Raw genomic sequence first — 25,866 nt, forward strand, 5'->3', positions numbered from 1 at the left:
CCGGAAACACCCTTCCATGAGAACGATTGCCCTTCCCCCGCTCCGTCTGCCGTTTCCCCAGAAGCTCAATCCACACAACCATCAGGCCTGGCCGCACACGGTGGAGTGGGTGAAGCGCTTCAACCTGCTGCCGGAAAAGGCGATCCCCTACTTCCGCGCGCAGGACTACCACTGGCTGTCCGCGTATGCCTTCCCGGAGGCGGACCTCGAGCAGTTGATCCTCATCAACGACTGCATGACGGCGTTCTACCTCTTCGACAAGCACTGGGACGACGCTCCGCCCGACGCGCTCGAGTCGATGCAGGCTCCGCTGCTCGATGCCCTGTGGGGTCGGCCGCCAGGGGATGCTCCGGAGGGGCCGCTCGAGAACGCGATGCGCGACATGCGGCGGCGGATGATGAAGTACAGCACCGACGCGTGGATGACGCGCTTCTGCGAGAGCCTCGAGGCCTACTTCAAGGCGTGTGTCTGGGAGGCCAAGAACAAGAGCAACAGCCAGGTGCCCGACGTGGCCTCCTACATCCGCATGCGCGAGGCGACGGGCGCGGTGCAGCCCAGCTTCGAGCTGGCGGGGGTGCTCGGGCTCGTCCAGATTCCTCCGAGCGTGCTGGAGGAGCCGATCATCAAGCGGCTCAACCAGCTGGCCAACCACGAAATCACCCTGTTCAACGACATCATCTCCCTGGAGAAGGAGATGCGCGTCGGGGACATGCACAACCTCGTTTTCATCATCCAGAAGCAGAACGAGAAGAACGGGACGGAGTGCTCGCTCGAGGGCGCCATGAAGCAGGCGGCCAAGATGCACGACGACGAGGTGCTCGAGTTCCTCGAGCTGGAGGCCAAGGTGCCCTCGTGGGGCGAGCCCCTGGACACCGAGGTGCGGCGCTACATCGACGTGCTGCGGTGCTGGATGCGCGCCAACATGGACTGGTCGCTGATGTCCACGCGGTACAAGACCCCCGAGGCCCCCGCGGCCTGAGCCGTCCGCCTGCCTGGTGCCCCAGGTGGGGCGTCCGGGCTTTCGTGGCCCGTCCCGAGGGAAGGTGCGGAACCCGGGACGAGGATCCGTTATAAGCCCGTCGCAATGTTCACCGGACTCATCCAGGACATCGGCGTGGTGGAGCGAGTCATCCCCGGCGGGATGACGGACTTGTGGATTCGCACGGCGCTGGGCGCGCGGGACTTCGCGCTCGGGGAATCGATCGCGGTGGATGGCGCCTGCCTCACCGTGGTGGAGCGCGCGGGAGACTCCTTCCGCGTCCAGGCCGCCCCGGAGACGCTGCGGCGCACCACCCTGGGCGCCCGGCAGCCGGGCTCGCGCGTCAACCTCGAGCGGGCGCTCGCCCTGGGAGACCGGCTGGGCGGCCACCTCGTCGCCGGCCACGTGGACGCGGTGAGCGAGGTGCTGGAGACGCGCGCCGAGGGCGGCTCGTGGGTGATGGTCTTCCGCCTCCCCGCCGAACTCGCCCCCTTCTTCATCGAGAAGGGCTCGGTGGCCATCGACGGCATCAGCCTCACCGTCAACACGGTGGGGACGGATCGCTTCAGCGTCCAGCTCATCCCCGAGACGCAGGAGCGCACCACGCTGCGCTCGCGCGGAGTGGGCGAGCGGGTGAATCTGGAAGGCGACATGATTGGCAAGTACGTGGCGCGGCTCGTGTCGCTGCGCCAGGGCCCGGGCGGCGGTGGCCTCTCCGAGGCGGTCCTCAAGGCGGCGGGCTTCGGCGGTTGAGCACAGGGAAGCATTCAGGAGCACGCATGGCGCGCGGCAGGCAGCACGAGTCGGACAGCATCACCCTGGTGGAGAAGGCGCTCGCGGAGATCCGCAAGGGCCGCATGGTCATCCTCACGGATGACGAGGACCGGGAGAACGAGGGCGATCTCGTCATGGCGGCGGAGAAGGTGACGCCCCAGGACATCAACTTCATGGCCACCCACGGGCGCGGGCTCATCTGCCTGGCGCTCGACGAGGAGCGCATCCGGCGGCTCAACCTGCCCCTCATGGTGCAGGACAACACCTCGTCCTTCCAGACGGCCTTCACCGTCTCCATCGAGGCGGCCCAGGGGGTCTCCACGGGCATCTCCGCCGCGGACCGCGCCCACACCATCCAGGTGGCCGTGGCGCCGAACGCCAGGCCGTCGGACCTCGCGCGGCCCGGGCACATCTTCCCCCTGCGCGCCCGGCAGGGTGGGGTGCTCGTGCGCACCGGTCAGACCGAGGGCAGCGTGGACCTGGCGCGCATGGCGGGACTGCGCCCCTCGGGCGTCATCTGCGAGATCATGAACCCGGACGGCACCATGTCGCGCCGGCCGGATCTGGTGAAGTTCGCCCGCAAGCACCAGATGGTGCTCCTGTCCGTGGCCGACATCATCCGCTACCGCCTGGAGCGCGAGCGGCTGGTGCGGCGGCTCGAGGAGACGACGCTGGAGCGCCGCGGCCAGGGCAGCTTCCGGGCCTACACCTACGGCAGCGACGTGGACAGCGCGGTGCACGTGGCCGTGGTCAAGGGCGAGCTGTCCGGTCGTGAGCCGGTGCTCACCCGCGTCCACCGCACCTGTCTGGTGGGGGATCTGCTGGGCAGCGCCGGGTGCGAGTGTGGCGTGCAGCTCGAGCGGGCCTTCCAGGCCATCCACGAGGCCGGGCGGGGGGTCATCGTCTTCCTGCAGGGGGACTCGGCGCGGAAGAACCGGCTGCGCTGCACCCATGTCTCCAACGAGGAGCTGGTGCCCGGGCACAAGGATCAGACGCGCCTGCGCGAGTTCGGCGTGGGGGCGCAGATCCTCAAGGACCTGGGGCTCACCCGGCTGCGCCTGCTCACCAACAATCCCAAGAAGATCGTGGGGTTGGAGAGCTACTCACTGGAGGTGGTGGAGCAGGTTCCGCTCATCCCGGCCGCCCCGGCGACCCGGCGCGTGGCCGCTCGCCGTCCCCCGCGCGGCCGTCAGGCCTCCTGAGCGCCGGGGGGTGGGGGAAAACTCTGTCGGGACGCCAGCCGGGTGGCTGGTGTAGAGAGGTCGGGACATGCCTCGCTACATCGAAGGTGACTTCCTCCCCCCCAAGGGCCGCTTCGCCATCTGCGTGGCCCGTTTCAACGCGTTCATCACCGAGGAGCTGGTGAAGGGCGCGCTGGACACGCTGGTCCGCCACGGCGTCGCCGACGGGGATATCGACGTATTCCGTTGTCCGGGCACCTATGAGCTGCCCGCGCTCACGCGGCGCGTGTCGGAGACGCGCTCGTACGTGGGCATCATCACCCTGGGCGCCGTCATTCGCGGCGGCACGCCCCACTTCGACTACGTGTCGGGCGAGTGCACCAAGGGCATCGGCCAGGTGGCCTTCACCTCGCAGGCGGCCGTCACCTTCGGCGTGCTCACGTGCGACACGGTGGAGCAGGCGATCGACCGGGCGGGCGTGAAGGCCGGCAACAAGGGCTCGGAAGCGGCCGCGGCGTGCATCGAGATGGTCAACCTCCACGCGAAGCTCGCCACGCTGACGGACGGGAAGAGGAGCTGACACATGGGTGCGCGCAGAACGGCACGCGAGCGGGCCCTCCAGGCGCTCTACCAGATGGAGATGACGCCGGGCTCCATCCATGATGCCCTGGAAGCGGCCTGGGCCGCCGCCGAGGTGACGAACAAGGAGCCCGAGGCGGTGAAGTTCGCCCGCGAGCTCACCGAGGGCGTCATGGCGCACCGCGCGGAGATTGATCGGCTCATCGAGCAGCACAGCCACAACTGGCGCCTGGATCGCATGTCACGCATCGATCGCAACGTGCTGCGCCTGGGCGTCTTCGAGCTGAAGTACCGCCCGGACATCCCCAAGAAGGTGTCGCTCAACGAGGCGGTGGAGCTCGGCAAGAACTTCGGCACCGAGGAGTCCAGCGCCTTCGTCAACGGCCTGCTGGATCGCGTGGCCGTCGCCCTGGGGAAGCAGTGAACGTCTCCGCGCACGAGCTGGGCCTGGGCGGATTGGACGCGCTGGCGGACGTGGACGCCCTGTGCCTCTTCGTGGGCGAGGACGACCGGCCCCTGCCCGGCACCGCCGGCTATGTGGACTGGCGCTTGTGCGGCACCCTGTCGCGCGTGCTCCAGTCCGGCTTCTTCGTGGGCGCCCAGGACGACTCGCTCCTGCTGCCCACCGATGGTCGCTTCAGCATCCCCCGCGTCTTCGTCATGGGCCTGGGCCGGCGGCGCGGCCTGGAGCCGTCCTCCCTCGGCGAGGCGCTCGCCTCCGCGGGCAAGGTGCTCACCCGGGCCAGGGTGGAGTCCGTTGCCCTGGAAGTCCCCGGACAGGACGCCCTGGACGAATCCGTCCGCCTCTCCGCCCTCCAGGAACACTTCCTCCCGGCTTTCCGGGGAAGGAAGGTGGCCGTGCTGGCGGACAAGGAACTCGCTCGCCGCCTTTCCGGCCGCAAGGGCTGAATCTCGCCCCCTCTCGTCCTTCTGGTAGGATGTGAGGCTCGGTCGCACGAAATGACGTCCAAGATTCTCATCGTGGAGGATTCGAAGGCCTCGCGGGAGTTGATCTCCGCGACGGTGGAGTCCATCCCCGGGCTGGAGGCCATCGCCACCAGCAGCGGTCTGGAGGCGCTCAAGCTGCTGCCCCAGCACGCCTTCGCGCTCATCATCACCGACATCAACATGCCCGACATCAATGGGCTGGAGCTCATCCGCTTCGTCAAGACGAACCCCACCTTGCGCGACACGCCCCTGTTCATCGTCACCACCGAGGGCCGCGAGAAGGACCGTGACCGGGGACTGGCGCTGGGCGCGGCGGAGTACCTCGTCAAACCCTTCTCCCCGCAGAGCCTGGAAGGGCTCGTGCGGCGCTACCTCAAGCTCGCGTGAACTCCGCCGGCAAGGCCCTGGCGGAGTTCGTCGCCGAGGGAACGGAAATCCTCGAGTCGCTGGGCAAGGAACTGCTCGTGCTGGATCAACAGCGCGGGGTGGAACCCGAGCCGGACATCATCAACGGCATCTTCCGGGCGGCGCACTCGCTCAAGGGCCTGGCGGCGCTCTTCGGCCAGGAGCGCATCGCCAGGCTCGCCCACCAGTCCGAGGATCTGCTGGATCGGCTGCGGCTGGGCCGGCTGTCGCTGGATGACCAGGTGCTCGATCTGCTCATCGAGTCGCTGGACGTGCTCCAGGCCCTGCTGGCGGAGGCCGCGCGCGAGGAGTCCTCGGACGCCTTGAACGAGCGCGTGAAGGAGCTGGGCGAGCGCCTAGCCAACCTGGGCACCGCCTCGGCGGCGGCCGACGAGGATCCGCTCGATCGGCTGGAGCTGGACCCGCAGGTGCGCTCCGTCTTCACCGAGTACGAGGAGCACCGCCTGCGCGAGAACGTGCGCCGGGGCGTGGCGCTCTTCCGCATCCGGGCCGCGTTCGACCTGTCCGACTTCGACACCGGGCTCACCGAGCTCAACGTGCGCCTCAAGCCCCTGGGCGAGGTCGTCAGCACGCTGCCCTCGTCGGAGCCCGGAGGCCTGTCGGGCATCGCGTTCGATCTCATCTTCGGCTCCCGGGTGTCCGAAGCGGAGCTGGCGGCGAAGCTGCAAGGTACGCCCGCGCAGCTCTTCGCGCTCACCGTCCGTCCGAGTGCCGCGGCCCTGGTCCCGGTCGGGTCCGCCCCGGAGACACCGGCCGCGCCGCTTCCCCTCGCGCTCCCACCCGCCGAGGCGCCCGCGGCGAAGAAGACGACCCGGCGCAAGCCTCGCGCTTCCAAGACGGGCGCGGGGTCGTCCACGTCGGCGGAGGACGTGGCGCCCGCGGACGCTCCGCTGGTGAAGGCCTCCTCCCTGCGCGCCGTCGAGCCGGTCGTTCCGGCGCTCCCCGCGTCCGACACCTCCTCGCTGCCCGTGGTGCGCACGCTGACCGAGGAGCCGGTGGCGCCGCGTGGCCCCAAGGCGGAGAGCGAGTCGGCGCGCAGCCTGACGCAGACGGTGCGCGTGGACATCAGCCGCCTGGACGCGTTGATGAACACCGTGGGTGAGCTGCTGCTCATCAAGGCGAACCTGCAGCGCATGGCGGAGAGCGCCCGGGTGGACGCCGGGGTGACGCTCTCCAAGGTGTGGGGCCAGGATCTCTCGCGCGAGACGCGGCAGCTCGAGCGCAAGCTGGACGCGCTCCAGGAGGGCCTGCTCGAGGCGCGCATGGTGCCGGTGGGTCAGGTGTTCGACCGACTGGCCCGGCTGGTGCGCCGCATCGCGCGCGAGGTGGGCAAGGAGATCGACTTCGTCATCGGCGGCGGCGACGTGGAGCTGGACAAGCTCATCGTCGAGGAGCTGAGCGATCCGCTCATGCACATCATCCGCAACGCCATCGACCACGGCGCCGAGTCGCCCGAGGCCCGACTGGCGGCGGGCAAGTCACGGCGGGCCCGGGTGTCCCTGCAGGCCGAGCAGAAGGGCAACCACGTCCTCATCAAGGTGAGCGACGACGGGGCGGGCATCGACGAGCTGGGGGTGCGTGAGCTCGCGCTGCGCAAGGGCCTCATCACCGAGGCGCAGGCGCGCGAGATGAGCCGGCGCGAGCTGCTCAACCTCATCTTCCTGCCGGGCTTCTCCACGGCGCGCAGCGTGTCCGAGCTGTCGGGCCGGGGCGTGGGCCTGGACGTGGTGAAGAACAACATCGGCAACCTGTCCGGCATCATCGACGTGTGGAGCGAGCGCGGGATGGGCACCGCCTTCCACATCACGCTGCCCGTCACGCTCGCCATCATCCGCGCGCTCGTCGTGGGGGTGAGCGGGCGCACCTACGCCGTGCCCCTCAACAGCGTGCTGGAGATCCTCTCCGTCAAGCCGGCGGAGATCCGCACGGTGGAGCGGCGCGAGGTGTTGGATCTGCGGGGCACCACGCTGCCGCTCATGCGCCTGGCCCGGGTGTTCAACCACCCCGAGCGTCCCGCGGACCGCTACTTCGTGGTGGTGGCGGGGCTGGCCCAGGAGCGCCTGGGCATCGCCGTGGATGAGCTGCAGGGCCAGCAGGACATCGTCGTCAAGTCGCTGGGTGGCCGCCTGCAGGGCGTGCGGGGGATTTCGGGGGCCGCCGACCTCGCCAACCGGCGCACCGTGCTGGTGTTGGATGTGGGTGCCCTGCTCGAAGAGGGGATGAGCTCCGAGCGCCGCCGGGCCTGAATCGCTCCCGGGGCCATGGGCCTGCTATTCTTGGCGCCGTGCCCGCCTTGTCCGTCCTGCTCGACAGCTTCTTCTACCGCCCCGATGAGGACGTGGGCCTCATCCAGGAAGTGGTGGCCGGGACCGATGAGTCGCTCGAGCCCGTCGCGGAAGAGGTGCCCGAGGAGTATCTGGCCTTCCAACTGGAGGGCGAGCTCTACGCGGTCCCCATCCACGGCGTGCGGGAGATCGTCAAGGTACCATCCTTGACCGAGGTGCCTCGCGCCGCCCCCAACCTGCTGGGCGTCATGTACCTGCGCGGCGAGGTGCTGCCCGTCTACGACATCAAGGTGAAGCTGCGCCTGGCCGACAAGGCGCCCCTGGTGGCGGGTCCGGACGCCACCGTGACGCCTCCGCGCGGCACGCGCATCATCGTCGTGCAGGCCTCCGACGGGCTCGCCGGCATCTGGGTGGACGCCGTCAACGAGGTGGTGCGGCTGCGTCCCTCGATGCTGGAGCTGGCCCCGCCCGGTGTGGGCGGTGGAGAGCGCGACTGCGTGGTGGGGCTCGGGCGGCGCAAACAGGAACTCTTCATTCTGCTCGATCTCTGGCAGGCCCTTTCATGAGACAGCGAATCAACGTCCTCACCCGCGTGACGCAATCGCGCGCCGAGGAAGAAGCCGCGGCGGAGCGGGATCCGCTCGTGCAGCTGTGCGCCTTCTTCGTGGGCACCGAGGAATACGCCGTGGACATCATGCGGGTGGAGGAGATCCTCCAGCCCCAGCGCCTCACGCCCCTGCGCGGCTCGCCTCCCTTCATCGAGGGCGTCATCCGGCTGCGCGGCGCCATCCTCCCGGTGGTGGACCTGCGCAAGCGGCTGCTCGGCCAGCCCTCACCCGTGGACACCCCCAAGACGCGGCTGCTGGTGTGCTGGCTGGGCCGCCGGCGCGTGGCCTTCACCGTGGACCGGGTGTCCGAGGTGGTGCGGCTGCGCAGAAGTGACATCAAGCCCGCGCTCGGAGCGGTGGGCTCGGCGCCCTTCGTGGTGGGCGTCTATGGCGCGCCCGAGGGCCGCGATGCTTCCGCGCCCGGTGGCGAGCGCCTCAAGCTGCTGCTGGACGTGAAGGCCCTGCTGCTGGCGGAGATGCTGGCCGAGTCCAACTCCAACCCCAACCGACGGGTGAACGGATGAGCGAGGAGGGGCGGAACGCCGAGGAGGTGCGTTACCGGGCCCTGCTGGATCTGGACGTGTCGCGCCCGGAGGCCCGAGAGGAACTGGTGACCGGCCTGCACGACGAGAGCTGGCGGGTGCGCCGCGCGGCGGCCGAGGGGCTCGTGCGGCTGCCGGAGCGCGGGGCCGTGGTGGAGCGGCTCATCGCCGTGCTGGGCGAGCGCGACGAGACGGGCGCGCGCAACGCCGCGGCGGAGTCCCTCGCGGGCATGGGGGCCTCGGCGGTGCAGCCCCTGGTGCACCTGCTCGGACACGCGGATCCGGACCTGCGCAAGTTCGCCGCGGACATCCTCGGCCAGCTCGCGCTGCCGGAAGCGGAGGGCGCGCTGGTGGCCGTGCTGCTGGAGGATGGGGATCTCAACGTCCGGGTGGCGGCGGCGGAGGCCCTGGGCCGGGTGGGGGGACGCGGCGCGGCGTTCGCGCTCGAGCGCGTGCTGTCCAACCCCGAGCCCCTCCTGCGCCTGAGCGCCCTGGAGTCGCTCGCGGCGCTGCGCCATCCGCCCCCGCTCGCCGACGTGGTGCCCCTGCTCAACAACCCCCTGCTCAAGCGCAGCGCCTACCGGGTGCTGGGCCTCATCGAGCGCACCGAGGTCGTGGCGCTGGTGTGCCGGGGTCTGGCGGCGTCCGAGTCGCGCTCCACCCGGGAGGCGGCGCTCGTGGCGCTCGGCCAGCACTCCGCGCGGATGGCGGATGGCGCGCGTCCCGCCATGTACGCGGCCGTGGGCGAGGCGCTCCGGCGGCTGCTCGGGGCGGTGAGCTGGGTGACGAGCGCGCTGGAGTCCGGAGACATCGAGGTGAAGACCGGCGCGCTCGTGGCCGCGGCGGCCCTGCGCGAGCCCCGGCTGGCGCCCCTGGTGGCCGAGGTGGCCCAGGAGGAGCGGCTGGTGCCCGAGGTCATGCGCACGCTCGCGTGCTTCGGCCCGGAGACGGGACGCGAGCTGCTCGCGAGCATGGACCGGCTGTCCTTCCCCGCGCGCGAGGCGGCCGGACAGGTCCTGGTGGACATGGTGGACGAGTCCTTCGTGCCCGAGCTCGTCCAGATGCTCGACTGGGGCGAGGTGGATTTGAAGGGCGTGGCGGCGCGGGCGCTCGGACGCACGGGGGCGCTGGAAGCCGTGGAGCCGCTGGCGGGCTTCCTGTCCAACCCAGAGCTCGCCGGGGTGGCCGCTCGCGCGTTGGTGGCGCTGTCGGCGGGCTTTCGCGCGCAGGTGCTCCAGGTGCTGCAGACGTCCCTGGAGCAGGGGGCTCAGCCCGTGGTGCTCAACGCCCTGGTGCGCGTGGGCGGCACGGCCCAGCTCCCCCTGGTGCGGCGCATCGCCCGGGAGGCGTCCGTGCCCCTGCGTGCCACCGCCGTGGAGGTGCTCGCCGCGGTGGATCCCTCCGGGGGTCTGGAGCTGGCGCGCGTGGCGCTGGTGGACGAGGCCCCCCGGGTGCGTGCCGCCGCGGTGCGGGTGCTCGGCCAGGTGGGGGATGTCTCCCTGGCGCCGCTGCTGCAACGGGCCCTGTCGGATGATGCGTTGGAGGTGCGGCTCGCCGCCCTGGAAGCGGTGGGCGAGTGCGGAGCGGTGGCGCTCGCGGAGGACCTGGAGGCCTTGGTGCGGCATCCGGATGGAGCCATCGCCTTCCGGGCGGTGCGCTCGCTGGCGCGCCTGGGCGTGCTGCGCGACGAGGTCATCCAACACGCGGTGGCCCATGAGGACCACGAGGTGGTGAAGGCGGCGCTGCTGGCGGGCGCGGCCTCCGGGGGCGGCGAGGCCCTGGCACTGGGCCTGCTCGGCCATGCCCACTGGGACGTGCGCGCCGCGGCGGCCCGGGTGCTGGCGGACTCCCGCGAGGAGCGGCTGCTGCCGCCGCTGATGAACGCATTGCTCTCCGAGACGGATGCACTGGCTCGTCGGGCGCTGGTGGACGCGGTGGAACGCTTGTCGGGACGTTGAGTGAAGGGGGGAGGGCCGCGCGGGTGATGCCTTTCGATACAGGCAGGCCGGAGATGACCGCGGAGGAGTTCCGCCTGTTGCGGGACTTCGTGTATGCCTACTGCGGCATCCTGGTCCGCGACGACATGAAGTACGTCATGGAGCGCCGGTTGTGGCCCCGGCTGGAAGCCCTGGGCCTGACGGATTTCAGCACCTACTACCGCTACCTGCGCTTCGACGCCCAGCGCCGCTCCGAGCTGGAGACGGCCGTCGAGGCGCTCACCACCCACGAGACGTACTTCTTCCGCGAGCCGCGCCAGCTCAAGGCCTTCTCCGAGGAGGTGTTGCCGGTGCTCGAGCGCCGCAACGCGCGCTCGCGGCGCCTGCGCATCTGGTCCGCGGGCTGCTCGTCCGGGGAAGAGGCCTACACCGTGGCCATGCTCCTCTTGGAGAGCGGGCGCTTCGAGGGGTGGGAGCTCGAGGTGCACGGCACGGACATCTCCCGCCGGGTGCTCAACGCGGCGCGCCTGGGCGAGTACGGGCCGAGTGCCCTGCGCTCCACGTCCGCGGACAAGCTCGCGCGCTACTTCGTCCACGTGGGGCCCAACCGCGTGCGCGTGCGCGACGACGTGCGCGCCATGGTGTCCTTCGGGCACCACAACCTGCGCGACGTGGACTCCGTTCCCCTGGCCTCGCGCGTGGACGCCGTCTTCTGCCGCAACGTGCTCATCTACTTCGACGCGCCCGCGCGCCAGCGTGTGCTGCGGCTGCTCTACGACAAGCTGGTGCCTGGCGGCTACCTCATGCTGGGGCACTCGGAGAACCTCATCAACCTGAGCGCCGACTTCGAGCTGGTGCACCTGCGCGGGGATCTCGTCTACCGCAGGCCCGAGATGGGCGGGGGAGGGGGCACATGAGCGCCGAGGAACCCCTGAAGGTGTTGGTGGTGGACGACTCGGCGCCCAACCGCCGGCTGCTCACGGAGCTGCTGGAGTCCTCGCCGGACGTGCGCGTGGTGAGCACCGCCTCCGACGGCAACGAGGGCCTGCGCCAGGTGCTGGCGCTGCACCCGGACGTGGTGACGTTGGATCTGGAGATGCCGCGGCTGGGCGGCTACTCCTTCCTGCGCCTGCTCAAGAGCGCCGCGCCCACGCCCGTCATCGTCATCTCCAGCTACGCGCACAAGGCGGACGTGTTCAAGGCGCTGGAGCTGGGTGCCTTCGACTTCATCGCCAAGCCCTCCAAGCCCACGCCCGACGCGCTGGAGCGGCTGCGCCGGGAACTGCACGAGAAGGTCCACGCCGCGCGGCGGGTACGCGCGGAGCTTCAGCCCACGGTGCGCCGCCCGCGCGTCATTCCCCTGGAGCCCTCGTTCGTGGTGGGCGTGGGCGCCTCCACGGGTGGCCCGCCCGCGGTGCAGCGGCTGTTGGAGTCGCTCTCGCCCGAGCCCTCGATGAGCCTGCTGGTGTGCCAGCACATGCCCAAGCAGTTCACCCGCGCCTTCGCCGAGCGCCTGGATCGCCTGGGCCCCTTCACGGTGCGCGAGGCGCAGGAGGGAGACACGCTCCAGCCGGGCCATGTCTTCATCGCCCCCGGTGGACGGCAGCTCGTGGTGTACCGGCAGGGTGGGCAGTACACGCTCGGGACACCGCCGCCGACGATGCAGGACAAGCACGCGCCCTCGGTGGACCGGCTCTTCATGAGCCTGGCGGAGGTGTTCGGTTCCAAGGCGGTGGGTGTGGTACTGACGGGCATGGGCTCGGACGGGGCCCTGGGCGCCAAGAGCATCCGCAAGGCGGGCGGTGAGGTGTGGGCGGAGTCGGAGCGCACGGCGGTCATCTACGGAATGCCCCAGGAGGCGGTGGCCACCGGAGCGGTGAGCCGGGTGCTGCCGCTCGGGGAGATCGGCCCGGCGCTGGTGGAGCTGGCACGGAAGAGACGGGTGACATGAAGACCTTTCCCGCGCAGTTCGCGGATCTGCTCACGCCCCGGGGGCGGCGCATCCTGGAGGGCCGGGACGACGAGGCCTGCGGCGCGCTCCTCAAACCGGGCCAGCGCTTCGTGGCGCTCCATGGGGTGATCGACGCGCGCAAGGCGGCGGCCTGCCGGGACGCGCTGGAGGCGGCGCTGCCGGGCACGCTCTCGCCCATGGAGGACCCCATTCCCCCCGAGAGCATCCTCGGGATGACGGAGAACTACGAGGAGCTGCTGCCCAAGACGGTGCGGGTGAGCACGGCGATGCTGGAGAGTCGGCGCTCGCGCTCGTATGCGGCCGCGGAGCGGGTGGGGCTGGTGGAGATGATGCGCTCGGACAGCTTCGCGGCGTTCGCGGCGGCGGTGAGTGGCCGGTCGCTGCGGCGCAAGTGGGGCATCCAGGTGCTGTGCTACGGCCCGGGGGACTACGCGGGGCCGCACAACGATCACCACCCCGAGGACGAGGAAGCGCGCGACGGCTACGTGGACATGCACCTCACGTTCGCCACGCCCGCGGTGGCGCACCAGTGGCTCATCTACTCCAAGCAGGGACACTTCTCGGAGATGAAGAGCGTGAACACGCTGGGCGGCATCACCGTGTACCGGCTGCCCTTCTGGCACTACACCACGCCGCTCATGGCCCGGCCGGGTCGCGACGAGGACGCACGGCGCTGGGTGCTGCTCGGCACCTTCCTGGACGCGCCCGCGCAGCGCCGCAAGGGCACCGCCGTCGAGCCGCCTCCCGTGTCGGCCGCCTCCGTGCTGCTGCGGCGCTGAAGTGCCCTCGGGGATGCCCGTGAGGGTTTCTGTCACGACGCGGGGTGGTGGAGTGGCGTTGCTGCTGCTGGCCGTCGTCGTGCTGGCGGGGTGCGCCGCGAGTGCTCCACTCGTCCTGGCCGAGGGGACAGGCGGGTCCGGCGCTTCCTCGGGAGAGGCACTCGCCTGTGGCGGACAGGCCCTGCCTGCGGGGTGGCCCGACCTGTCGTCGGGTGATTCCGAGGCGTTGCTGGCCCCCTTCCTGGGATGTGCCTCGCCCGGGGACTACGTGGCGTTGCAGGAGCGAGTGGACATGCCCCGGCTGGTGGAGGCACTGGACGGCTGGAGCGCCGTGCGGCTGGGTGCCCTCGGGCCGGTGCGCGCGGATGCCGCCGATGTCCTCGCCCGCAAGCGCGCCGGCTTCCTGATTGAGGCCACCGAGCGTTATGGGCACTACCACGCGGAGGTGTTCGCCCTCTTCGTGCTGCACTCGGCCCATGACGACGAGGTGCGCGCGCTGCTGCGCCTGCTGGCCCGGGACAAGCAGTTGGGACAGACGCTGGGGCTGATGCCCGCCGTGCGTGAGGAGCTGGAGCGGCGAGGACTGCCGCTGGCGGCCTATCCGGAGCGGGCCGAGCGGCCCCGTGACGTGCTGAGGGGGCTGGGCCGCGCGGCCCGGGACGCGCTCTCCACCAGTCCGACGAGTGACGGCGGGCGGTACAGCGAATTGTCCGAGCGGTGGAAGCAGTTGCCCGCGCCCTACCAGGAGGCGGCGCACGAGGTGGAGTGGGCCCTGGCGCTGCGGCACTTCAGTCCTGGGAGCGTGGTGGTGGGCAGCTTCGACGCGGTGACGTTCGGCGTGCCGCTGGGCTTCTATTACCTGGTGCTCGGCACGGGGCAGGGGGTGGCCTCGCTGTCCCGGGGCCAGTACGAGCAGGCCACACGGGAGTTGGCACCGGCCCTGTTGCTCGGGGCGCTGTACGCCGGAGGCCGGGGCCCGCGAGTCCTGTCCGAGGCGCGAGGTGCCTCGGGGGCCGGACTGGCCGAGCCGCGCCTGACGGCGCTGAAGGAACGGGTGCGGCAGTTGGAGGCGAGGCTGGGCGTGGAGGGACTGCGAGCGCTGGCCCGGGACATCCAAGCCAGCCGGGAGGCGGGCCACTTCGTGGCGGTGGGGGGAGTGGATGCCGCGCTGGCCCTGCGTGAGGCGCGGGGAGATGTGGCCAGGGCCCAGGCGATGATGGCCAGGGCCCGACCCGAGGCCACGGGCTCGCCAGCGGGGAAGGGGGGGACGGGGGCGAGTTCCGGGAAGGTGGCCACGGTGGCGGACGACGCCACACGCTCCACCCTCGAGCGGAGTGGTGCCGCGGAACGCTCCAGGGGCATCGCCTCGCTGGTGGACGAGGAGGTGGGCCTCACCCGGGACGTGGTGGAGGCCCGGCTGGCGCTGGTGGAAAGCGAGGCCACGGGTCCGCGTCTGCCCAGGGACGTGGTGGTGCTGGAGAGGCAGCGGCCCTCCTTGGATGCGCCTCCGTCCGGAGCCGAGGGCAACCCGCGTTGGAGTGAGTACGTCGCCTACTACGAGAGGCGGCTGGGGGAACTCGAGCGGGGGAAGGCCGTCGAAGGGCCTCTGCGCTGGGTTGCCTACGAGCGGATGTGGGGCGGATTCACCCGGGGACTCGCCTTCGAGCGCTTCATGGTGAACCTGTTGCGCGAAGACGCGAAACGGCCTCGGGCGCAGCGTCGCTTCCTCGGTGACTTCGACCAGCCTCGCGTCGAGGCATACGTGGGCGTGAAAAAACAGGAGACCGGTTTGCGCTACGCGGATGTGCTCGTCATCGAAGAAGGCGCGCTCGGCGGGCGAACACGTCGTGTGGAGACGTTCAGCTTCAAGAGCCGCGACCTGTCGGGACTGAAGTACAAAGATCTGAAGGCGCAGATCGTTGTGGATGCGAAGGAAGCTTTGACGAAGTACGGCGAGACGCTGAATATCCGCCGAGGCTCCCTCCAGTCCCTTTTCCCAGGGGGCAGTGAGGTGCAGGTCCCGAGGGTCCGCCTCATCTACGAGGGAGGCAACCTCAAGCCCAGGGATCCAGACTTCTTGAAGAGAGCCGTGAACGAAACCAGGCAATTGGTCCCGGGTGTGGAGGTGTTGGTCCAATGAAGGCGCCGAGCGTGCATGGCTTGCAGCCGGAGGACAGCCTCAAACTCATTTTCGACGCTGCTTTCGACTCGAAAGCGGCACTGAAGAGTGAGTTGGAGCCGTTTCTCCAGTCGCTTGAGGAGTACGCCAATGGGTGGCTGCCGGATGTCGCTGAGGGCAAGCGGCGACGCAAATACGCCCGCGCCGCCATCTGGAAGGCACTGGAGGAGCAGCGCGGCGAAAAAAGCACGTCCATCGGGCTCTATCGCACGAAGTGGCCCTCGTTGGATATGTCGCTCAGTCTCTGGTTTCCACCGCTGTCTCCCAACCTGGGAGTCTTCATCAACGTGAAACCGCTCTCTTTCTTCTCGGAGGTGGAGCGTTGCCGCCACTTCGTGGAGATGGTGCGCACATGGGCCTCTCGCTACCCGGTTGCCTATGCCATGGCCCACAGTACCGATGACAGAGCATTGGCGGGCGCTCCCAATTTCGGCCGCGACGACGAGACTGAATGCAGAGACGGTTTCGACAAGATCTACGAGGTGTGCTGGCTCAACGTCTTCGGTCCGAAGTTGGTGGAAACCGTCGGCCGCGAGCGCATGCTGTCCGCGCCGGCCTGGAGGGTGGAGGAGTTGCCCAATGGTGGCGTGCTCCTGGTGACGAGGCCCACCGTCACGGACTTCGCCAGCGAGGAGGCGCGCCTCGTCCAGGCTCGCGTTCACTGTCACCTCCGGCCGGACCTGGACTTCTCCACCGTACTGCGCACCCTGCGCGAGCGCAGCGCCACGCTCGCTCCCGTGGAGCCCCGCTTCCACCCTGAGCTGGCCCCGCTCCTCTCGCGCGTGGTGGACGACGTCGCCAGCTACGAGCGGCAGCGGAAGATTGCCGAACTCAACGCGTGGCAACCTCCCGAGCCCGAGGAGTGGCGACCCGCCGACTCGGCCCTGCCTTCGGACGTGGAGGACCCGGAGCGAGCGTGCGCGCACTACCGCTATCTCGCCGAGCACCTCGTGGCCCTGCTGCACACGAAGGTGCCCTCCATCTTCGAGGCGACACCCGAGTCCCTCACGGAGGCCGACTTCTACTTCTGGCACGAGGAGTTCCCGACGAGCCGCCTGCGGGAGAACATCGACGCGCACGCGGTGCCCGCCATTGGCGCCTACCTGGGTCAGGTGCTGGTGCGAAACCTCGGAGGCCGGTGGATTCCGCGCGAGAAGCTCGAGGAGGCCCAGGTGCTCGTGGGCCACCGCGTCTGGTTTCCCTTCGTCCGCGCACGTCATTACATGCGCTCGCGCCAGGCGCTCCTGGACCACTCCCTGACCTGGCTCTACCGCGTGGCCGAGCGGCACCGTTCCTGACGGCTCTGTCTCCACCTCGCACTGTCTCTGACGAGCACTAGTGAGTAGCTCCCTGAGGAACTGGAGAGGGTGGCTATCCTTGAGGAACGGTGGTGCTACCAACGAGGATGCCCTCATGCCAACGATCAGCCGCGCGCGCTTCTCCGTGAGACGAGCTGTCATAGAACGGGGTGGTGGGGTGGCGTTGCTGCTGCTGGCCGTCGTCGTGCTGGCGGGGTGCGCCGCGAGTGCTCCGCTCGTCCTGGCCGAGGGGACAGGCGGGTCCGGCGCTTCCTCGGGAGAGGCACTCGCCTGTGGCGGACAGGCCCTGCCGCCGGGGTGGCCCGACCTGTCGTCGGGTGATTCCGAGGCGTTGCTGGCCCCCTTCCTGGGATGTGCCTCGCCCGGGGACTACGTGGCGTTGCAGGAGCGAGTGGACATGCCCCGGCTGGTGGAGGCACTGGACGGCTGGAGCGCCGTGCGGCTGGGTGCCCTCGGGCCGGTGCGCGCGGATGCCGCCGATGTCCTCGCCCGCAAGCGCGCCGGCTTCCTGATTGAGGCCACCGAGCGTTATGGGCACTACCACGCGGAGGTGTTCGCCCTCTTCGTGCTGCACTCGGCCCATGACGACGAGGTGCGCGCGCTGCTGCGCCTGCTGGCCCGGGACAAGCAGTTGGGACAGACGCTGGGGCTGATGCCCGCCGTGCGTGAGGAGCTGGAGCGGCGAGGACTGCCGCTGGCGGCCTATCCGGAGCGGGCCGAGCGGGCCCGAGACGTGCTGCGGGGGCTGGGCCGCGCGGCCCGGGACGCGCTCTCCACCAGTCCGACGAGTGACGGCGGGCGGTACAGCGAATTGTCCGAGCGGTGGAAGCAGTTGCCCGCGCCCTACCAGGAGGCGGCGCACGAGGTGGAGTGGGCCCTGGCGCTGCGGCACTTCAGTCCTGGGAGCGTGGTGGTGGGCAGCTTCGACGCGGTGACGTTCGGCGTGCCGCTGGGCTTCTATTACCTGGTGCTCGGCACGGGGCAGGGGGTGGCCTCGCTGTCCCGGGGCCAGTACGAGCAGGCCACACGGGAGTTGGCACCGGCCCTGTTGCTCGGGGCGCTGTACGCCGGAGGCCGGGGCCCGCGAGTCCTGTCCGGGGCGCGAGGTGCCTCGGGGGCCGGACTGGCCGAGCCGCGCCTGACGGCGCTGAAGGAACGGGTGCGGCAGTTGGAGGCGAGGCTGGGCGTGGAGGGACTGCGAGCGCTGGCCCGGGACATCCAAGCCAGCCGGGAGGCGGGCCACTTCGTGGCGGTGGGGGGAGTGGATGCCGCGCTGGCCCTGCGTGAGGCGCGGGGAGATGTGGCCAGGGCCCAGGCGATGATGGCCAGGGCCCGACCCGAGGCCACGGGCTCGCCAGCGGGGAAGGGGGGGACGGGGGCGAGTTCCGGGAAGGTGGCCACGGTGGCGGACGACGCCACACGCTCCACCCTCGAGCGGAGTGGTGCCGCGGAACGCTCCGGGGGCATCGCCTCGCTGGTGGACGAGGAGGTGGGCCTCACCCGGGACGTGGTGGAGGCCCGGCTGGCGCTGGTGGAAAGCGAGGCCACGGGTCCGCGTCTGCCCAGGGACGTGGTGGTGCTGGAGAGGCAGCGGCCCTCCCTGGATGCTCCGCCGCCCGGAGCGGAGGGCAACCCGCGCTGGGGTGAGTACGTCGCCTACTACGAGAGGCGGTTGGGGGAACTCGAGCGGGGGAAGGCCGTCGAAGGGCCTCTGCGCTGGGTTGCCTACGAGCGGATGTGGGGCGGATTCACCCGGGGACTCGCCTTCGAGCGCTTCATGGTGAACCTGTTGCGCGAAGACGCGAAACGGCCTCGGGCGCAGCGTCGCTTCCTCGGTGACTTCGACCAGCCTCGCGTCGAGGCATACGTGGGCGTGAAAAAACAGGAGACCGGTTTGCGCTACGCGGATGTGCTTGTCATCGAAGAGGGTGAACTCGGCGGCCGGCCGCGTCGAGTCGAGTCATTTAGCTTCAAGAGCCGCAATCTCGCGTTGCTCGAGGAAAAAGAGTTGAGAGTACAGGTGATGGAGGACGCGAGAGAGGCTCTACGCAAGTACGGCGGAGCGCTGGACATCCGTCGAGACATCCTCCAACCCTTTTTTCGAGGGCAAAGAGAGGTTCCCGTCCAGAGGGTTCGTCTCGTCTACGAGGGGGGCGTGCTCAAGCCCAATGATGAATTCATGCTGAACGCAATCTTGAGAGCAACGGAGAGAAAGATTCCGGGAGTGGAGGTTCTGTTCCAATGAGGCGGCTGAGCGTGCACGATTTGAAGCCGGAAGACAGCCTCCGACTTGTTTTTGAAGGTGCCTTCGATCCACTTGCGCCACGTGAAAGCGAGCTGACACCTGTCCTCCAAGCTCTCGAGGAACACGCAGATGGTTGGATGCCGGACGTCGCTGAAGGCAAGCGGCGGCGCAAATACACTCGTACCGCTATCTGGAAGGCATTGGATGAGGAACGCGACGATGTGTACACGAGTCTCGGGCTCTATCGTACGAAATGGCCCGCGTTGGACATGACTCTTGCACTTTGGCTGCCCCCTCGTGCGCCCATGTTGGACATCTCAATCAACGCCAAGCCGCTTTCCTTCTTCGCGGAAGCGGAGCGCTGCCTCAAGTTCGTGGAGATGGTACGTGCCTGGGCCTCACGCTACCTGGTCTCCCATGCCGTGGCTCACAGCAATGATGACATCAACCTGGCGAGGTTTCCCGACTTTGGCCGCGACAAGGAAACCTGGTTCAGAGACGGTTTCGACAAGATTTATGAGGTGTGCTGGCTCAACGTCTTCGGACCGAAGCTGGTGGAAACCGTCGGCCGCGAGCGCATGCTGTCCGCGCCGGCCTGGAGGGTGGAGGAGTTGCCCAATGGTGGCGTGCTCCTGGTGACGAGGCCCACCGTCACGGACTTCGCCAGCGAGGAGGCGCGCCTCGTCCAGGCTCGCGTTCACTGTCACCTCCGGCCGGACCTGGACTTCTCCACCGTACTGCGCACCCTGCGCGAGCGCAGCGCCACGCTCGCTCCCGTGGAGCCCCGCTTCCACCCTGAGCTGGCCCCGCTCCTCTCGCGCGTGGTGGACGACGTCGCCAGCTACGAGCGGCAGCGGAAGATTGCCGAACTCAACGCGTGGCAACCTCCCGAGCCCGAGGAGTGGCGACCCGCCGACTCGGCCCTGCCTTCGGACGTGGAGGACCCGGAGCGAGCGTGCGCGCACTACCGCTATCTCGCCGAGCACCTCGTGGCCCTGCTGCACACGAAGGTGCCCTCCATCTTCGAGGCGACACCCGAGTCCCTCACGGAGGCCGACTTCTACTTCTGGCACGAGGAGTTCCCGACGAGCCGCCTGCGGGAGAACATCGACACGCGTGCGGTGCCCGCCATTGGCGCCTACCTGGGTCAGGTGCTGGTGCGAAACCTCGGAGGCCGGTGGATTCCGCGCGAGAAGCTCGAGGAGGCCCAGGTGCTCGTGGGCCACCGCGTCTGGTTTCCCTTCGTCCGCGCACGTCATTACATGCGCTCGCGCCAGGCGCTCCTGGACCACTCCCTGACCTGGCTCTACCGCGTGGCCGAGCGGCACCGTTCCTGACCGGCTCCGCCAAAAGAATCGGGGAGGAGCCGCCCCCAGCAGCTCCTCCCCGACGAACTCCCCCTGCTTCCGCCCCCGACCCGCCACCCGACCCGCCCGACCCGCCCGTCCAACCCCGACCCGCCCGACTCCCCCTGACCCGCCACCCGACCCGCCCGTCCGCCCGTCCTACCCCGTTCCGCCCCACCACCCCGGCCGCCCGTCCTGCCCCGCTGCCTTCTTGAAAGAGGTATGAGCATTCGCCGTGCCAATGGCACCTCACCGCCAGTCGCCTGGAATCTCGGGCGCTTGGTACGTGGAGGCCGCCTCTCTCGCCCTCGAGGGCGGTAAGTCTTACTCGCAGCGTCTCTTCTCCCGCCGGAACTTCCCCCGGACAGCGCCCTCTTGGTCTCTCGACCCGGGGAGGAAGCGACCGCAGCGCTGTCGGGGCAGGTCGTCGAATCACCCTGAAGTCTTACCTTGGAGGACAGGGTGGGCAGACGGGAAGGGCACGGAACCCATGCTTCGGCCTGAAGGGTGTCCGACTCGGACGCCAGGCGCCTGGTGGCTCGGGTGAGTCACCCTTCATTCCCACGGGGGCGTTCAATCCCTCGCGTACGGGTGACACGCGCGTGGCGCGGGGGTGGCTCGTGAAGCCCGAGGCGCCCTTGAACAACGTGGGCTTCCGCCTCGCGCGGGACCTCGAGCCAGCCCCATGACGCTTCCCGCGCGGGCGCCTGTCCACATGGGGACATCGTGGCGTATTGCCACAGAGCCTTCTCGATGGGCCATCGGGCGACGCGAGCCGGGCGCGCCGCTCGGAAGGCCCCGGTGGCGGTGCGGCCTCGCGCTCGGGAGTGCGGCGGAACGCCACAACCGAGCTTCCTTCGTCCGCGGACGGCTCCCCAGGGAGGAGGGGTTGGCATGTCACTCGCAATGCTCGGGAGGGTTCTTCGCACGAGAGGTCAGCCCGATGAAGATGCAATCCAAGGTGGTGGTGCTCGCGGTGATGGGGGCTGTCCTGGTGGCCAGCGCGAGCGCCCTTTCCCGCCAGCCGACGTTCGCCGCCAGTGTCAGCCTCATGGTGGTGTGCCTGATGGGGGTCTGGGCGACGCTGCACGGGCAGCCGCTGCGCCGGGCGTATGGGTTGGAGGAGGAGGGGACGGGCCTGGGCGAGTTCGCGCGGTGGACGCCGGCGAGCCCCGGTGCCGGGTACCCGCGAGCAGTGGAGGACGGGAGTGAGGTGCGCCGCCGGAACGCCGAGCAGGAGAAGGCGGTCCGGCAGCGCACGTCCGAGCTGGAGCTGGCCAACGCGCGGCTCGGCGAGCAGTTGCGGCAGCTCCAGGTCGCGCAGGCACGGCGGATCTCCACCGAGCGGTGGGGAGCGCTCCACCAGTTCTCGGTGGGTCTGAGCCATGAGCTGAGCGATCCGCTCACCATCCTCCTGAGCAACATCGACTACGTGCAGTTGCAGCTTGGGCTGTCGGGGGCGAGCTGCCCGGAGGAGCAGGCGAGGATGCGTGAGGCGCTCGCCGATGCGCGCCAGGTGGCCGAGCGCATCCGCCGCATCGCGGAGGACCTCGAGAGGCTCTCCGTGCCGGCGGACCTGGAGGAAGGCCCGGTGGATGTCGTGGCCACCCTGCGCGGCGCGATGGAGAAGGCGGCGCTCGAGAGCGAGGGCCGGGCGCGGTGGGTGTCGGTGTTGCACGCGGTGCCGCGGGTGCGGGGAGATCGGGCACGGCTGCACCAGGTGTTCCAACACCTGTTCACCCACGCGGCCCGTGAGCTCCCGCTGGAAGGGGAGGTGCCGATGCCGCTCCAGCTCTCCGTGCGGATGTCCAGCGCCTCGAGGGTGGTCGTGGAGATGAGCGCGGGGAGAGGCGTTCCCGCCGAGAACCCGGAGCGGGTCTTCCAGCCGTTCGTCGCGCCCCGGCCCACGGGAGTGGGCACGGGCCTGGAGCTGGCGGTGTGCCATCGCCTCGTCACCGCGCTCGGTGGTGCGCTGTCCGTGCACAGTGAGTCGGACCGTGGCTTCTTCTTCCGTGTGGAGCTGCCGACGTTCCAGGACGCCTGACGCCCACTTCCAGCTCCCGGATGTTGGGTGCTGGCACATCACGGTGGCGTCTGGTGGACGTGGGCCTCGCGGGCCGTGGTGGAATGGGTGACCACTGGCTCCTTGGCTGCGGCATGGAGGTCGCCGTGAAGGGCCTGGTGCTGGGGATGGATGATGCACGCTGTCTTGTTGCGTGTTGGGTGGATGGGCCTGGTGCTCGCCATGGCCCTGTTGTCCACCGGTTGCGCGTCGGTGAGGCCCCCGACGGGCCTGGGGCGGAGCCTGCGCTACACGCCTCACCTGGCTGGGGGGTCCCCCGAAGGGCCGAGCGCTGAGCCTCCGCGCGTCTTCGCTTCTCTTCCTCCGTCCCCGCTGGAACCCGAGACGTCGGAGCGGTCGCAACACCGCGGAGACAATCGTGGGCCCATGACGGGGATGGGCCCTGTCGGTGTGGAGGGGGCCGTTGGGAGCACGATCCCCCATGACTCCACTCAACCCGAGCGGCGGAGCGCGACCCTGACGCGCCAGGCGGTCCTTGGTGCCGTGCTCGACGTGTCGGGCTCCACTCGCCGCCTCTCCGGTGCGCTCTCCAGGCTCAAGGCCAGCAAGCTGGGCATCGCCGGCCGCTCCGCTGGTCTCTTTGCTCCCTATGTCGTCTATGGCGAGCGTCAGCTGCGATGGATCGAGGCTGAGCTGGCTGCCGCTACCAGGCTGTCCAGCACCGCATCGGAGATGGATGGCCCGGGCATGGAACTGGCCATCCTGCGCCTCTCCGGGCCCCGGCTCGAGGCTGCCATGTCGGGCGTCATCCTGCTCGCCGCATGGCTCGACTTCCTGAACCTCGCTGACGTCGTACTTCAGCAGTGCCCCTTCTACAGCGTGGAGAAGCTGTTCGTGGACCTGGGCCGCTTGCAGAAGCAGATCGAGCCCGCCATGACAGCGCTTTCCTCCCTGGAGCCGGGGCAGGTCGAAGCCGCGGCGACCGACCTCCCCGCGCTGATAGGCCACCTCACCGGCGAGTTCGATGCGACCCGTAAGGCAGTGCGCGTGGCGGAAGAGCGCGGCAGGCGATTCGTGGCGGTGGCGCAGAGCCTCGAGATGCTCACCCTGCTATCGGCGATGAAAATGTCGCTACCACGGCTACCGCCGGCGGCTCCCGCCACGCTCGGCATGGGCCTCGCGGTGGGCTCTGGCGGCGTGATGATGGGCACGCGGATCGTGGTCTCCGCCGAGTGGGTGGGAATGATGCACCAGCTCGTGCGGGCGGGTGTCCTCTCCATTTCCGTCGCCAGCGCCGCCGTCCGGATTCACGCCGGTCAGGTGATGATGGCCGAATCGAACCAGGAACTGCCACGGGGCGTGCGCGAAGCGCTCGGTGATGGACCCGAAGTGCGTGCCATGCGCCAGACTGGAAGAGCGGGGGCGGGAATGGCCGAGCTCCCGCGGCACCACGTCTTGCCGAGAGAGTTCCGCGACTGGTTCGAGAAGCGCGGCTTCACTGGAGAAATGAGCATCGATCAATTCTGCGTCAGGATGGAGCAGGCAAAACATGAGGCGATCCACGGTGGTGGGGACTGGCGCCTGGGTCGACAATGGCCCGGCGAGTGGAACCAAATGCTCATGGGAGCGTTGCGTGACGCCGAAACCAGAACTGGCCGGATGTTGACGAGAAACGAGATCCTGCGGCTCGTCGCGAAGTATATGAAGGAGTACAGAATCCCGATGAATTTCACGTCTTGGGGTGGAAAATGAGCGAGGACCATTCTTGGGAAGGCAATTGGAAGGTCCGCCTGAAGGAACGGGTCCGCGATCGTGGTTTCTCCTCGCTCACCGCCTTCGCCGAGGCACGTCCCACCACGTCGCTGGCGGATCTGGCCGAGGAGCTTGGTGCGCAGGATGTCAACGCCGTGCAGGTGTTCAGCGGATTGGTGGCCGAGGCTGAGCAAAACCATCAGCTCACACGTCTGGTACGTGGGCAACTCGTGCGTGAGTTGTCCGATGATCTCCCCGATGGTTGGCCGGCAGTCCTGGACGACACGAACCGTTTCGAAGTCGCCATGGCGCTCGCCCGATGGAAGAGCTACACCCCAGAAACCCACAAGGCGCGCGTCGATCAGGCCAGCGACGCGCTCTTCGCCACGCCGCCGCCGCCCAGTTGGCGCCCGCTCGGTCCCGACGACGAGTTGCTCCTCTCCCTGTTGCCTGACGAGGAGGTTTGAACTTCCCCCCACGTCCGTGCCTGCCCGGGAGGCGTCGCCCGCCGGTACTCAATCTCATCGAAGGAGCTTCGAGCATGACTGAACCCTCTGCCAGGACGCGGAGCACGCGCGTTTCGCGAATCATCAAGGCGCCACGTGAGGCCATCTATCGGGCCTTCCTCGAGCCCGAAGCGGTGGCCGCGTGGCTCCGGCCGCCCGACATGCTGGCGCATGTGCACGAGTTCGACCCGCGTGAAGGTGGCAGGTTCCGCATGTCGCTGACCTACAAGCATCCAGCGGCTTCACCCCGAGGCAAGACCTCCGAGGACACGGACACGTACCAGGGAAGATTCGCCCAGTTGCTCCCATACGAGAAGATCGTGGAGATCATCGAGTTCGAATCGCAGGACGCCGCGTTCGCGGGCGAGATGAGGTTCACGGCCCTTCTCGCCGATACCGGGGAGGGAACCGAGGTCTCCTTGATCTGCGAGGACATACCGCCGGGCATCAGGCTCGAGGACAACGAACTGGGCTCGAGCCTGTCACTCCAGAACCTCGCGGCGTTCATCGAGTGAGTTCACCGCGGAGTTTCGAGCGGCTCACCGCTCGCAGCGCAGTGCCACCGCGTGAGGGTTGTCGAGGTAGTCCTGCCAGAAGGCCTGGCCGAACTTCGAAATCCCCTCGGGGGAGCACTCGGGGCGCGTCCAGGTGAGGGTGCGGAAGCCGGCCTCGCGCAGCGCTCGCTCGTACGTGTCCCGGCTCCAGTGGGAGAAGTGGATGGTGAAGGGGCTCTTCGTGTGCAACTCCGCGGAAATCGCCTGTCCTTCCCGAGGGGTCTCCGGGTAGTCCAACATCGTGATTCCGTAGCGGGTGCTGTTGGGGCCCTTCGCGCTGAACTCGGGGTTGAAGGCGTAGGTGACGAAGCTGCCCCCCGGCTTCACGTGGTCATGGATGTTCCGGCACATCCGAAGCAGGTGCTCGGGCGAGTTCGCGTAGTGCAACAGATAGACGGCCGTCACGACGTCGAACGAGCCCAGCGGGGACATGTCGGCCACGTCGGACACGTGGTAGTCGATGCCCAGCGGTTGCGCTGCTTCGTACCCCCGCGCTCCGCGAATCATCTCCTCCGAGATATCCACTCCCACCACCCGCGCGGCGCCTCGCGTCTTGAACTGCCGCGTGTACAGCCCATCGCCACAGGCCAGGTCGAGGACGTTGCTTCCCTCGAGGGGGCCGAGCGCCTTGAAGAAGGTGTGTCCCTCGATGTACTCCGAGCGCACCGGCAGTACGTCCCAATCCGCGACCTTGTTTCCAATCTGATCGTATTGTGCCGACATCTCCCGCTTCCTTTCCTGACAGGGCACGAGCAGGGTTGTACGGCATGTTACCCCAACGGGCCTTCACCGGGACCGGGTCGTGCTGTCACGGATGCGCTTCTGGCGGCGGGGAGGCGGTGGGTGGCTCGAGCCGCTCGAGGACCTTCACCGCGTTCTCGTTCTTGGGGTTGTCGGGCGTTTTGGGCACCTTCCATTCGAAGTTCGCGGAG

General features: G+C 69.1%; 23 protein-coding genes. 22 read left to right on the plus strand and 1 reads right to left on the minus strand.

Annotation, left to right across the window (positions count from 1 at the left end; genetic code table 11):
* The first annotated feature begins 16 nt into the window (after positions 1 to 16).
* From CYFUS_RS17605 to CYFUS_RS17710, 22 genes are all read left to right on the plus strand, one after another.
* Positions 17 to 979, plus strand: coding sequence for a terpene synthase family protein (locus CYFUS_RS17605; protein ID WP_095986281.1), 963 nt, complete (start codon positions 17 to 19; stop codon positions 977 to 979).
* A 105-nt stretch (positions 980 to 1,084) separates the two neighbouring features.
* The gene (locus CYFUS_RS17610) at positions 1,085 to 1,732 is read left to right on the plus strand and encodes a riboflavin synthase (RefSeq protein WP_095986282.1); all 648 of its coding nucleotides are present in this window, start codon (positions 1,085 to 1,087) and stop codon (positions 1,730 to 1,732) included.
* A 26-nt stretch (positions 1,733 to 1,758) separates the two neighbouring features.
* Positions 1,759 to 2,955 carry a 3,4-dihydroxy-2-butanone-4-phosphate synthase gene (ribB, locus tag CYFUS_RS17615; protein ID WP_095986283.1) on the plus strand — a complete coding sequence of 399 codons (1,197 nt, stop codon included), beginning with the start codon at positions 1,759 to 1,761 and terminating at the stop codon, positions 2,953 to 2,955.
* Positions 2,956 to 3,022: 67 nt separating this feature from the next.
* Positions 3,023 to 3,514 (plus strand): 6,7-dimethyl-8-ribityllumazine synthase, encoded by a 492-nt coding sequence (gene ribE, locus CYFUS_RS17620; protein ID WP_002630210.1) that lies wholly within the window; start codon positions 3,023 to 3,025, stop codon positions 3,512 to 3,514.
* Between the two features lie 3 nt (positions 3,515 to 3,517).
* On the plus strand, positions 3,518 to 3,937 hold the full coding sequence (gene nusB, locus CYFUS_RS17625) for a transcription antitermination factor NusB (protein WP_002630209.1): 420 nt from the start codon (positions 3,518 to 3,520) through the stop codon (positions 3,935 to 3,937).
* Complete coding sequence (locus CYFUS_RS17630) at positions 3,934 to 4,422, plus strand: M17 family peptidase N-terminal domain-containing protein (protein WP_095986284.1); 489 nt, start codon at positions 3,934 to 3,936, stop codon at positions 4,420 to 4,422. The genes nusB and CYFUS_RS17630 overlap by 4 nt, the downstream gene beginning before the upstream one ends.
* A gap of 51 nt (positions 4,423 to 4,473) precedes the next feature.
* Positions 4,474 to 4,848 (plus strand): response regulator, encoded by a 375-nt coding sequence (locus CYFUS_RS17635; protein ID WP_095986285.1) that lies wholly within the window; start codon positions 4,474 to 4,476, stop codon positions 4,846 to 4,848.
* Entirely contained in the window at positions 4,845 to 7,133 is a 2,289-nt protein-coding gene (locus CYFUS_RS17640; RefSeq protein ID WP_095986286.1) for a chemotaxis protein CheA, read from the plus strand. The genes CYFUS_RS17635 and CYFUS_RS17640 overlap by 4 nt, the downstream gene beginning before the upstream one ends.
* Positions 7,134 to 7,171: 38 nt before the next feature.
* Positions 7,172 to 7,738 carry a chemotaxis protein CheW gene (locus CYFUS_RS17645; protein ID WP_095986287.1) on the plus strand — a complete coding sequence of 189 codons (567 nt, stop codon included), beginning with the start codon at positions 7,172 to 7,174 and terminating at the stop codon, positions 7,736 to 7,738.
* On the plus strand, positions 7,735 to 8,304 hold the full coding sequence (locus CYFUS_RS17650; protein ID WP_095986288.1) for a chemotaxis protein CheW: 570 nt from the start codon (positions 7,735 to 7,737) through the stop codon (positions 8,302 to 8,304). The genes CYFUS_RS17645 and CYFUS_RS17650 overlap by 4 nt, the downstream gene beginning before the upstream one ends.
* Positions 8,301 to 10,280, plus strand: coding sequence for a HEAT repeat domain-containing protein (locus CYFUS_RS17655; protein WP_095986289.1), 1,980 nt, complete (start codon positions 8,301 to 8,303; stop codon positions 10,278 to 10,280). The genes CYFUS_RS17650 and CYFUS_RS17655 overlap by 4 nt, the downstream gene beginning before the upstream one ends.
* A gap of 26 nt (positions 10,281 to 10,306) precedes the next feature.
* Complete coding sequence (locus tag CYFUS_RS17660; protein ID WP_420042695.1) at positions 10,307 to 11,176, plus strand: CheR family methyltransferase; 870 nt, start codon at positions 10,307 to 10,309, stop codon at positions 11,174 to 11,176.
* Positions 11,173 to 12,210: a protein-glutamate methylesterase/protein-glutamine glutaminase gene (locus CYFUS_RS17665; protein ID WP_095986291.1), complete on the plus strand. Its 1,038-nt coding sequence runs from the start codon at positions 11,173 to 11,175 to the stop codon at positions 12,208 to 12,210. The genes CYFUS_RS17660 and CYFUS_RS17665 overlap by 4 nt, the downstream gene beginning before the upstream one ends.
* Positions 12,207 to 13,010, plus strand: coding sequence for a hypothetical protein (locus CYFUS_RS17670; RefSeq protein WP_095986292.1), 804 nt, complete (start codon positions 12,207 to 12,209; stop codon positions 13,008 to 13,010). Before CYFUS_RS17665 ends, CYFUS_RS17670 begins: the two co-directional genes overlap by 4 nt.
* A 13-nt stretch (positions 13,011 to 13,023) precedes the next feature.
* Complete coding sequence (locus tag CYFUS_RS17675; protein ID WP_095986293.1) at positions 13,024 to 15,150, plus strand: hypothetical protein; 2,127 nt, start codon at positions 13,024 to 13,026, stop codon at positions 15,148 to 15,150.
* Positions 15,147 to 16,487: a hypothetical protein gene (locus tag CYFUS_RS17680; RefSeq protein ID WP_095986294.1), complete on the plus strand. Its 1,341-nt coding sequence runs from the start codon at positions 15,147 to 15,149 to the stop codon at positions 16,485 to 16,487. Before CYFUS_RS17675 ends, CYFUS_RS17680 begins: the two co-directional genes overlap by 4 nt.
* 178 nt (positions 16,488 to 16,665) lie before the next feature.
* Complete coding sequence (locus tag CYFUS_RS17685; RefSeq protein ID WP_232537919.1) at positions 16,666 to 18,753, plus strand: hypothetical protein; 2,088 nt, start codon at positions 16,666 to 16,668, stop codon at positions 18,751 to 18,753.
* Positions 18,750 to 20,090, plus strand: a complete 1,341-nt coding sequence (locus CYFUS_RS17690) for a hypothetical protein (protein ID WP_095986296.1) — start codon at positions 18,750 to 18,752, stop codon at positions 20,088 to 20,090. The genes CYFUS_RS17685 and CYFUS_RS17690 overlap by 4 nt, the downstream gene beginning before the upstream one ends.
* A 952-nt stretch (positions 20,091 to 21,042) precedes the next feature.
* A complete protein-coding gene (locus CYFUS_RS17695) occupies positions 21,043 to 22,143 on the plus strand; it encodes a sensor histidine kinase (RefSeq protein ID WP_157758498.1) in 1,101 nt (366 codons plus the stop codon).
* A gap of 522 nt (positions 22,144 to 22,665) precedes the next feature.
* A complete protein-coding gene (locus CYFUS_RS17700) occupies positions 22,666 to 23,874 on the plus strand; it encodes a DUF2380 domain-containing protein (RefSeq protein WP_332468385.1) in 1,209 nt (402 codons plus the stop codon).
* Positions 23,871 to 24,341: an NUDIX hydrolase gene (locus CYFUS_RS17705; protein WP_095986298.1), complete on the plus strand. Its 471-nt coding sequence runs from the start codon at positions 23,871 to 23,873 to the stop codon at positions 24,339 to 24,341. The genes CYFUS_RS17700 and CYFUS_RS17705 overlap by 4 nt, the downstream gene beginning before the upstream one ends.
* 74 nt (positions 24,342 to 24,415) lie before the next feature.
* Positions 24,416 to 24,895, plus strand: a complete 480-nt coding sequence (locus tag CYFUS_RS17710) for an SRPBCC domain-containing protein (RefSeq protein ID WP_095986299.1) — start codon at positions 24,416 to 24,418, stop codon at positions 24,893 to 24,895.
* 24 nt (positions 24,896 to 24,919) lie between these two features.
* Here CYFUS_RS17710 and CYFUS_RS17715 read toward each other — a convergent pair whose 3' ends face one another.
* On the minus strand, positions 24,920 to 25,657 hold the full coding sequence (locus CYFUS_RS17715; protein WP_095986300.1) for a class I SAM-dependent methyltransferase: 738 nt from the start codon (positions 25,655 to 25,657) through the stop codon (positions 24,920 to 24,922).
* Between the last annotated feature and the right edge of the window lie 209 nt (positions 25,658 to 25,866).

It is taken from the genome of Cystobacter fuscus, from assembly GCF_002305875.1.
Classification (GTDB): Bacteria; Myxococcota; Myxococcia; order Myxococcales; family Myxococcaceae; genus Cystobacter; species Cystobacter fuscus_A.

Excerpts from the sequence above, each read along its gene's own strand:
- CYFUS_RS17605 (WP_095986281.1), top strand. The coding sequence starts at position 17 with ATGAGAACGATTGCCCTTCCCCCGCTCCGTCTGCCGTTTCCCCAGAAG.
- CYFUS_RS17610 (WP_095986282.1), top strand. The coding sequence starts at position 1,085 with ATGTTCACCGGACTCATCCAGGACATCGGCGTGGTGGAGCGAGTCATC.
- ribB (WP_095986283.1), top strand. The coding sequence starts at position 1,759 with ATGGCGCGCGGCAGGCAGCACGAGTCGGACAGCATCACCCTGGTGGAG.
- ribE (WP_002630210.1), top strand. The coding sequence starts at position 3,023 with ATGCCTCGCTACATCGAAGGTGACTTCCTCCCCCCCAAGGGCCGCTTC.
- nusB (WP_002630209.1), top strand. The coding sequence starts at position 3,518 with ATGGGTGCGCGCAGAACGGCACGCGAGCGGGCCCTCCAGGCGCTCTAC.
- CYFUS_RS17635 (WP_095986285.1), top strand. The coding sequence starts at position 4,474 with ATGACGTCCAAGATTCTCATCGTGGAGGATTCGAAGGCCTCGCGGGAG.
- CYFUS_RS17650 (WP_095986288.1), top strand. The coding sequence starts at position 7,735 with ATGAGACAGCGAATCAACGTCCTCACCCGCGTGACGCAATCGCGCGCC.
- CYFUS_RS17655 (WP_095986289.1), top strand. The coding sequence starts at position 8,301 with ATGAGCGAGGAGGGGCGGAACGCCGAGGAGGTGCGTTACCGGGCCCTG.
- CYFUS_RS17660 (WP_420042695.1), top strand. The coding sequence starts at position 10,307 with ATGCCTTTCGATACAGGCAGGCCGGAGATGACCGCGGAGGAGTTCCGC.
- CYFUS_RS17665 (WP_095986291.1), top strand. The coding sequence starts at position 11,173 with ATGAGCGCCGAGGAACCCCTGAAGGTGTTGGTGGTGGACGACTCGGCG.
- CYFUS_RS17670 (WP_095986292.1), top strand. The coding sequence starts at position 12,207 with ATGAAGACCTTTCCCGCGCAGTTCGCGGATCTGCTCACGCCCCGGGGG.
- CYFUS_RS17675 (WP_095986293.1), top strand. The coding sequence starts at position 13,024 with ATGCCCGTGAGGGTTTCTGTCACGACGCGGGGTGGTGGAGTGGCGTTG.
- CYFUS_RS17680 (WP_095986294.1), top strand. The coding sequence starts at position 15,147 with ATGAAGGCGCCGAGCGTGCATGGCTTGCAGCCGGAGGACAGCCTCAAA.
- CYFUS_RS17690 (WP_095986296.1), top strand. The coding sequence starts at position 18,750 with ATGAGGCGGCTGAGCGTGCACGATTTGAAGCCGGAAGACAGCCTCCGA.
- CYFUS_RS17695 (WP_157758498.1), top strand. The coding sequence starts at position 21,043 with ATGAAGATGCAATCCAAGGTGGTGGTGCTCGCGGTGATGGGGGCTGTC.
- CYFUS_RS17705 (WP_095986298.1), top strand. The coding sequence starts at position 23,871 with ATGAGCGAGGACCATTCTTGGGAAGGCAATTGGAAGGTCCGCCTGAAG.
- CYFUS_RS17710 (WP_095986299.1), top strand. The coding sequence starts at position 24,416 with ATGACTGAACCCTCTGCCAGGACGCGGAGCACGCGCGTTTCGCGAATC.
- CYFUS_RS17715 (WP_095986300.1), bottom strand. The coding sequence starts at position 25,657 with ATGTCGGCACAATACGATCAGATTGGAAACAAGGTCGCGGATTGGGAC.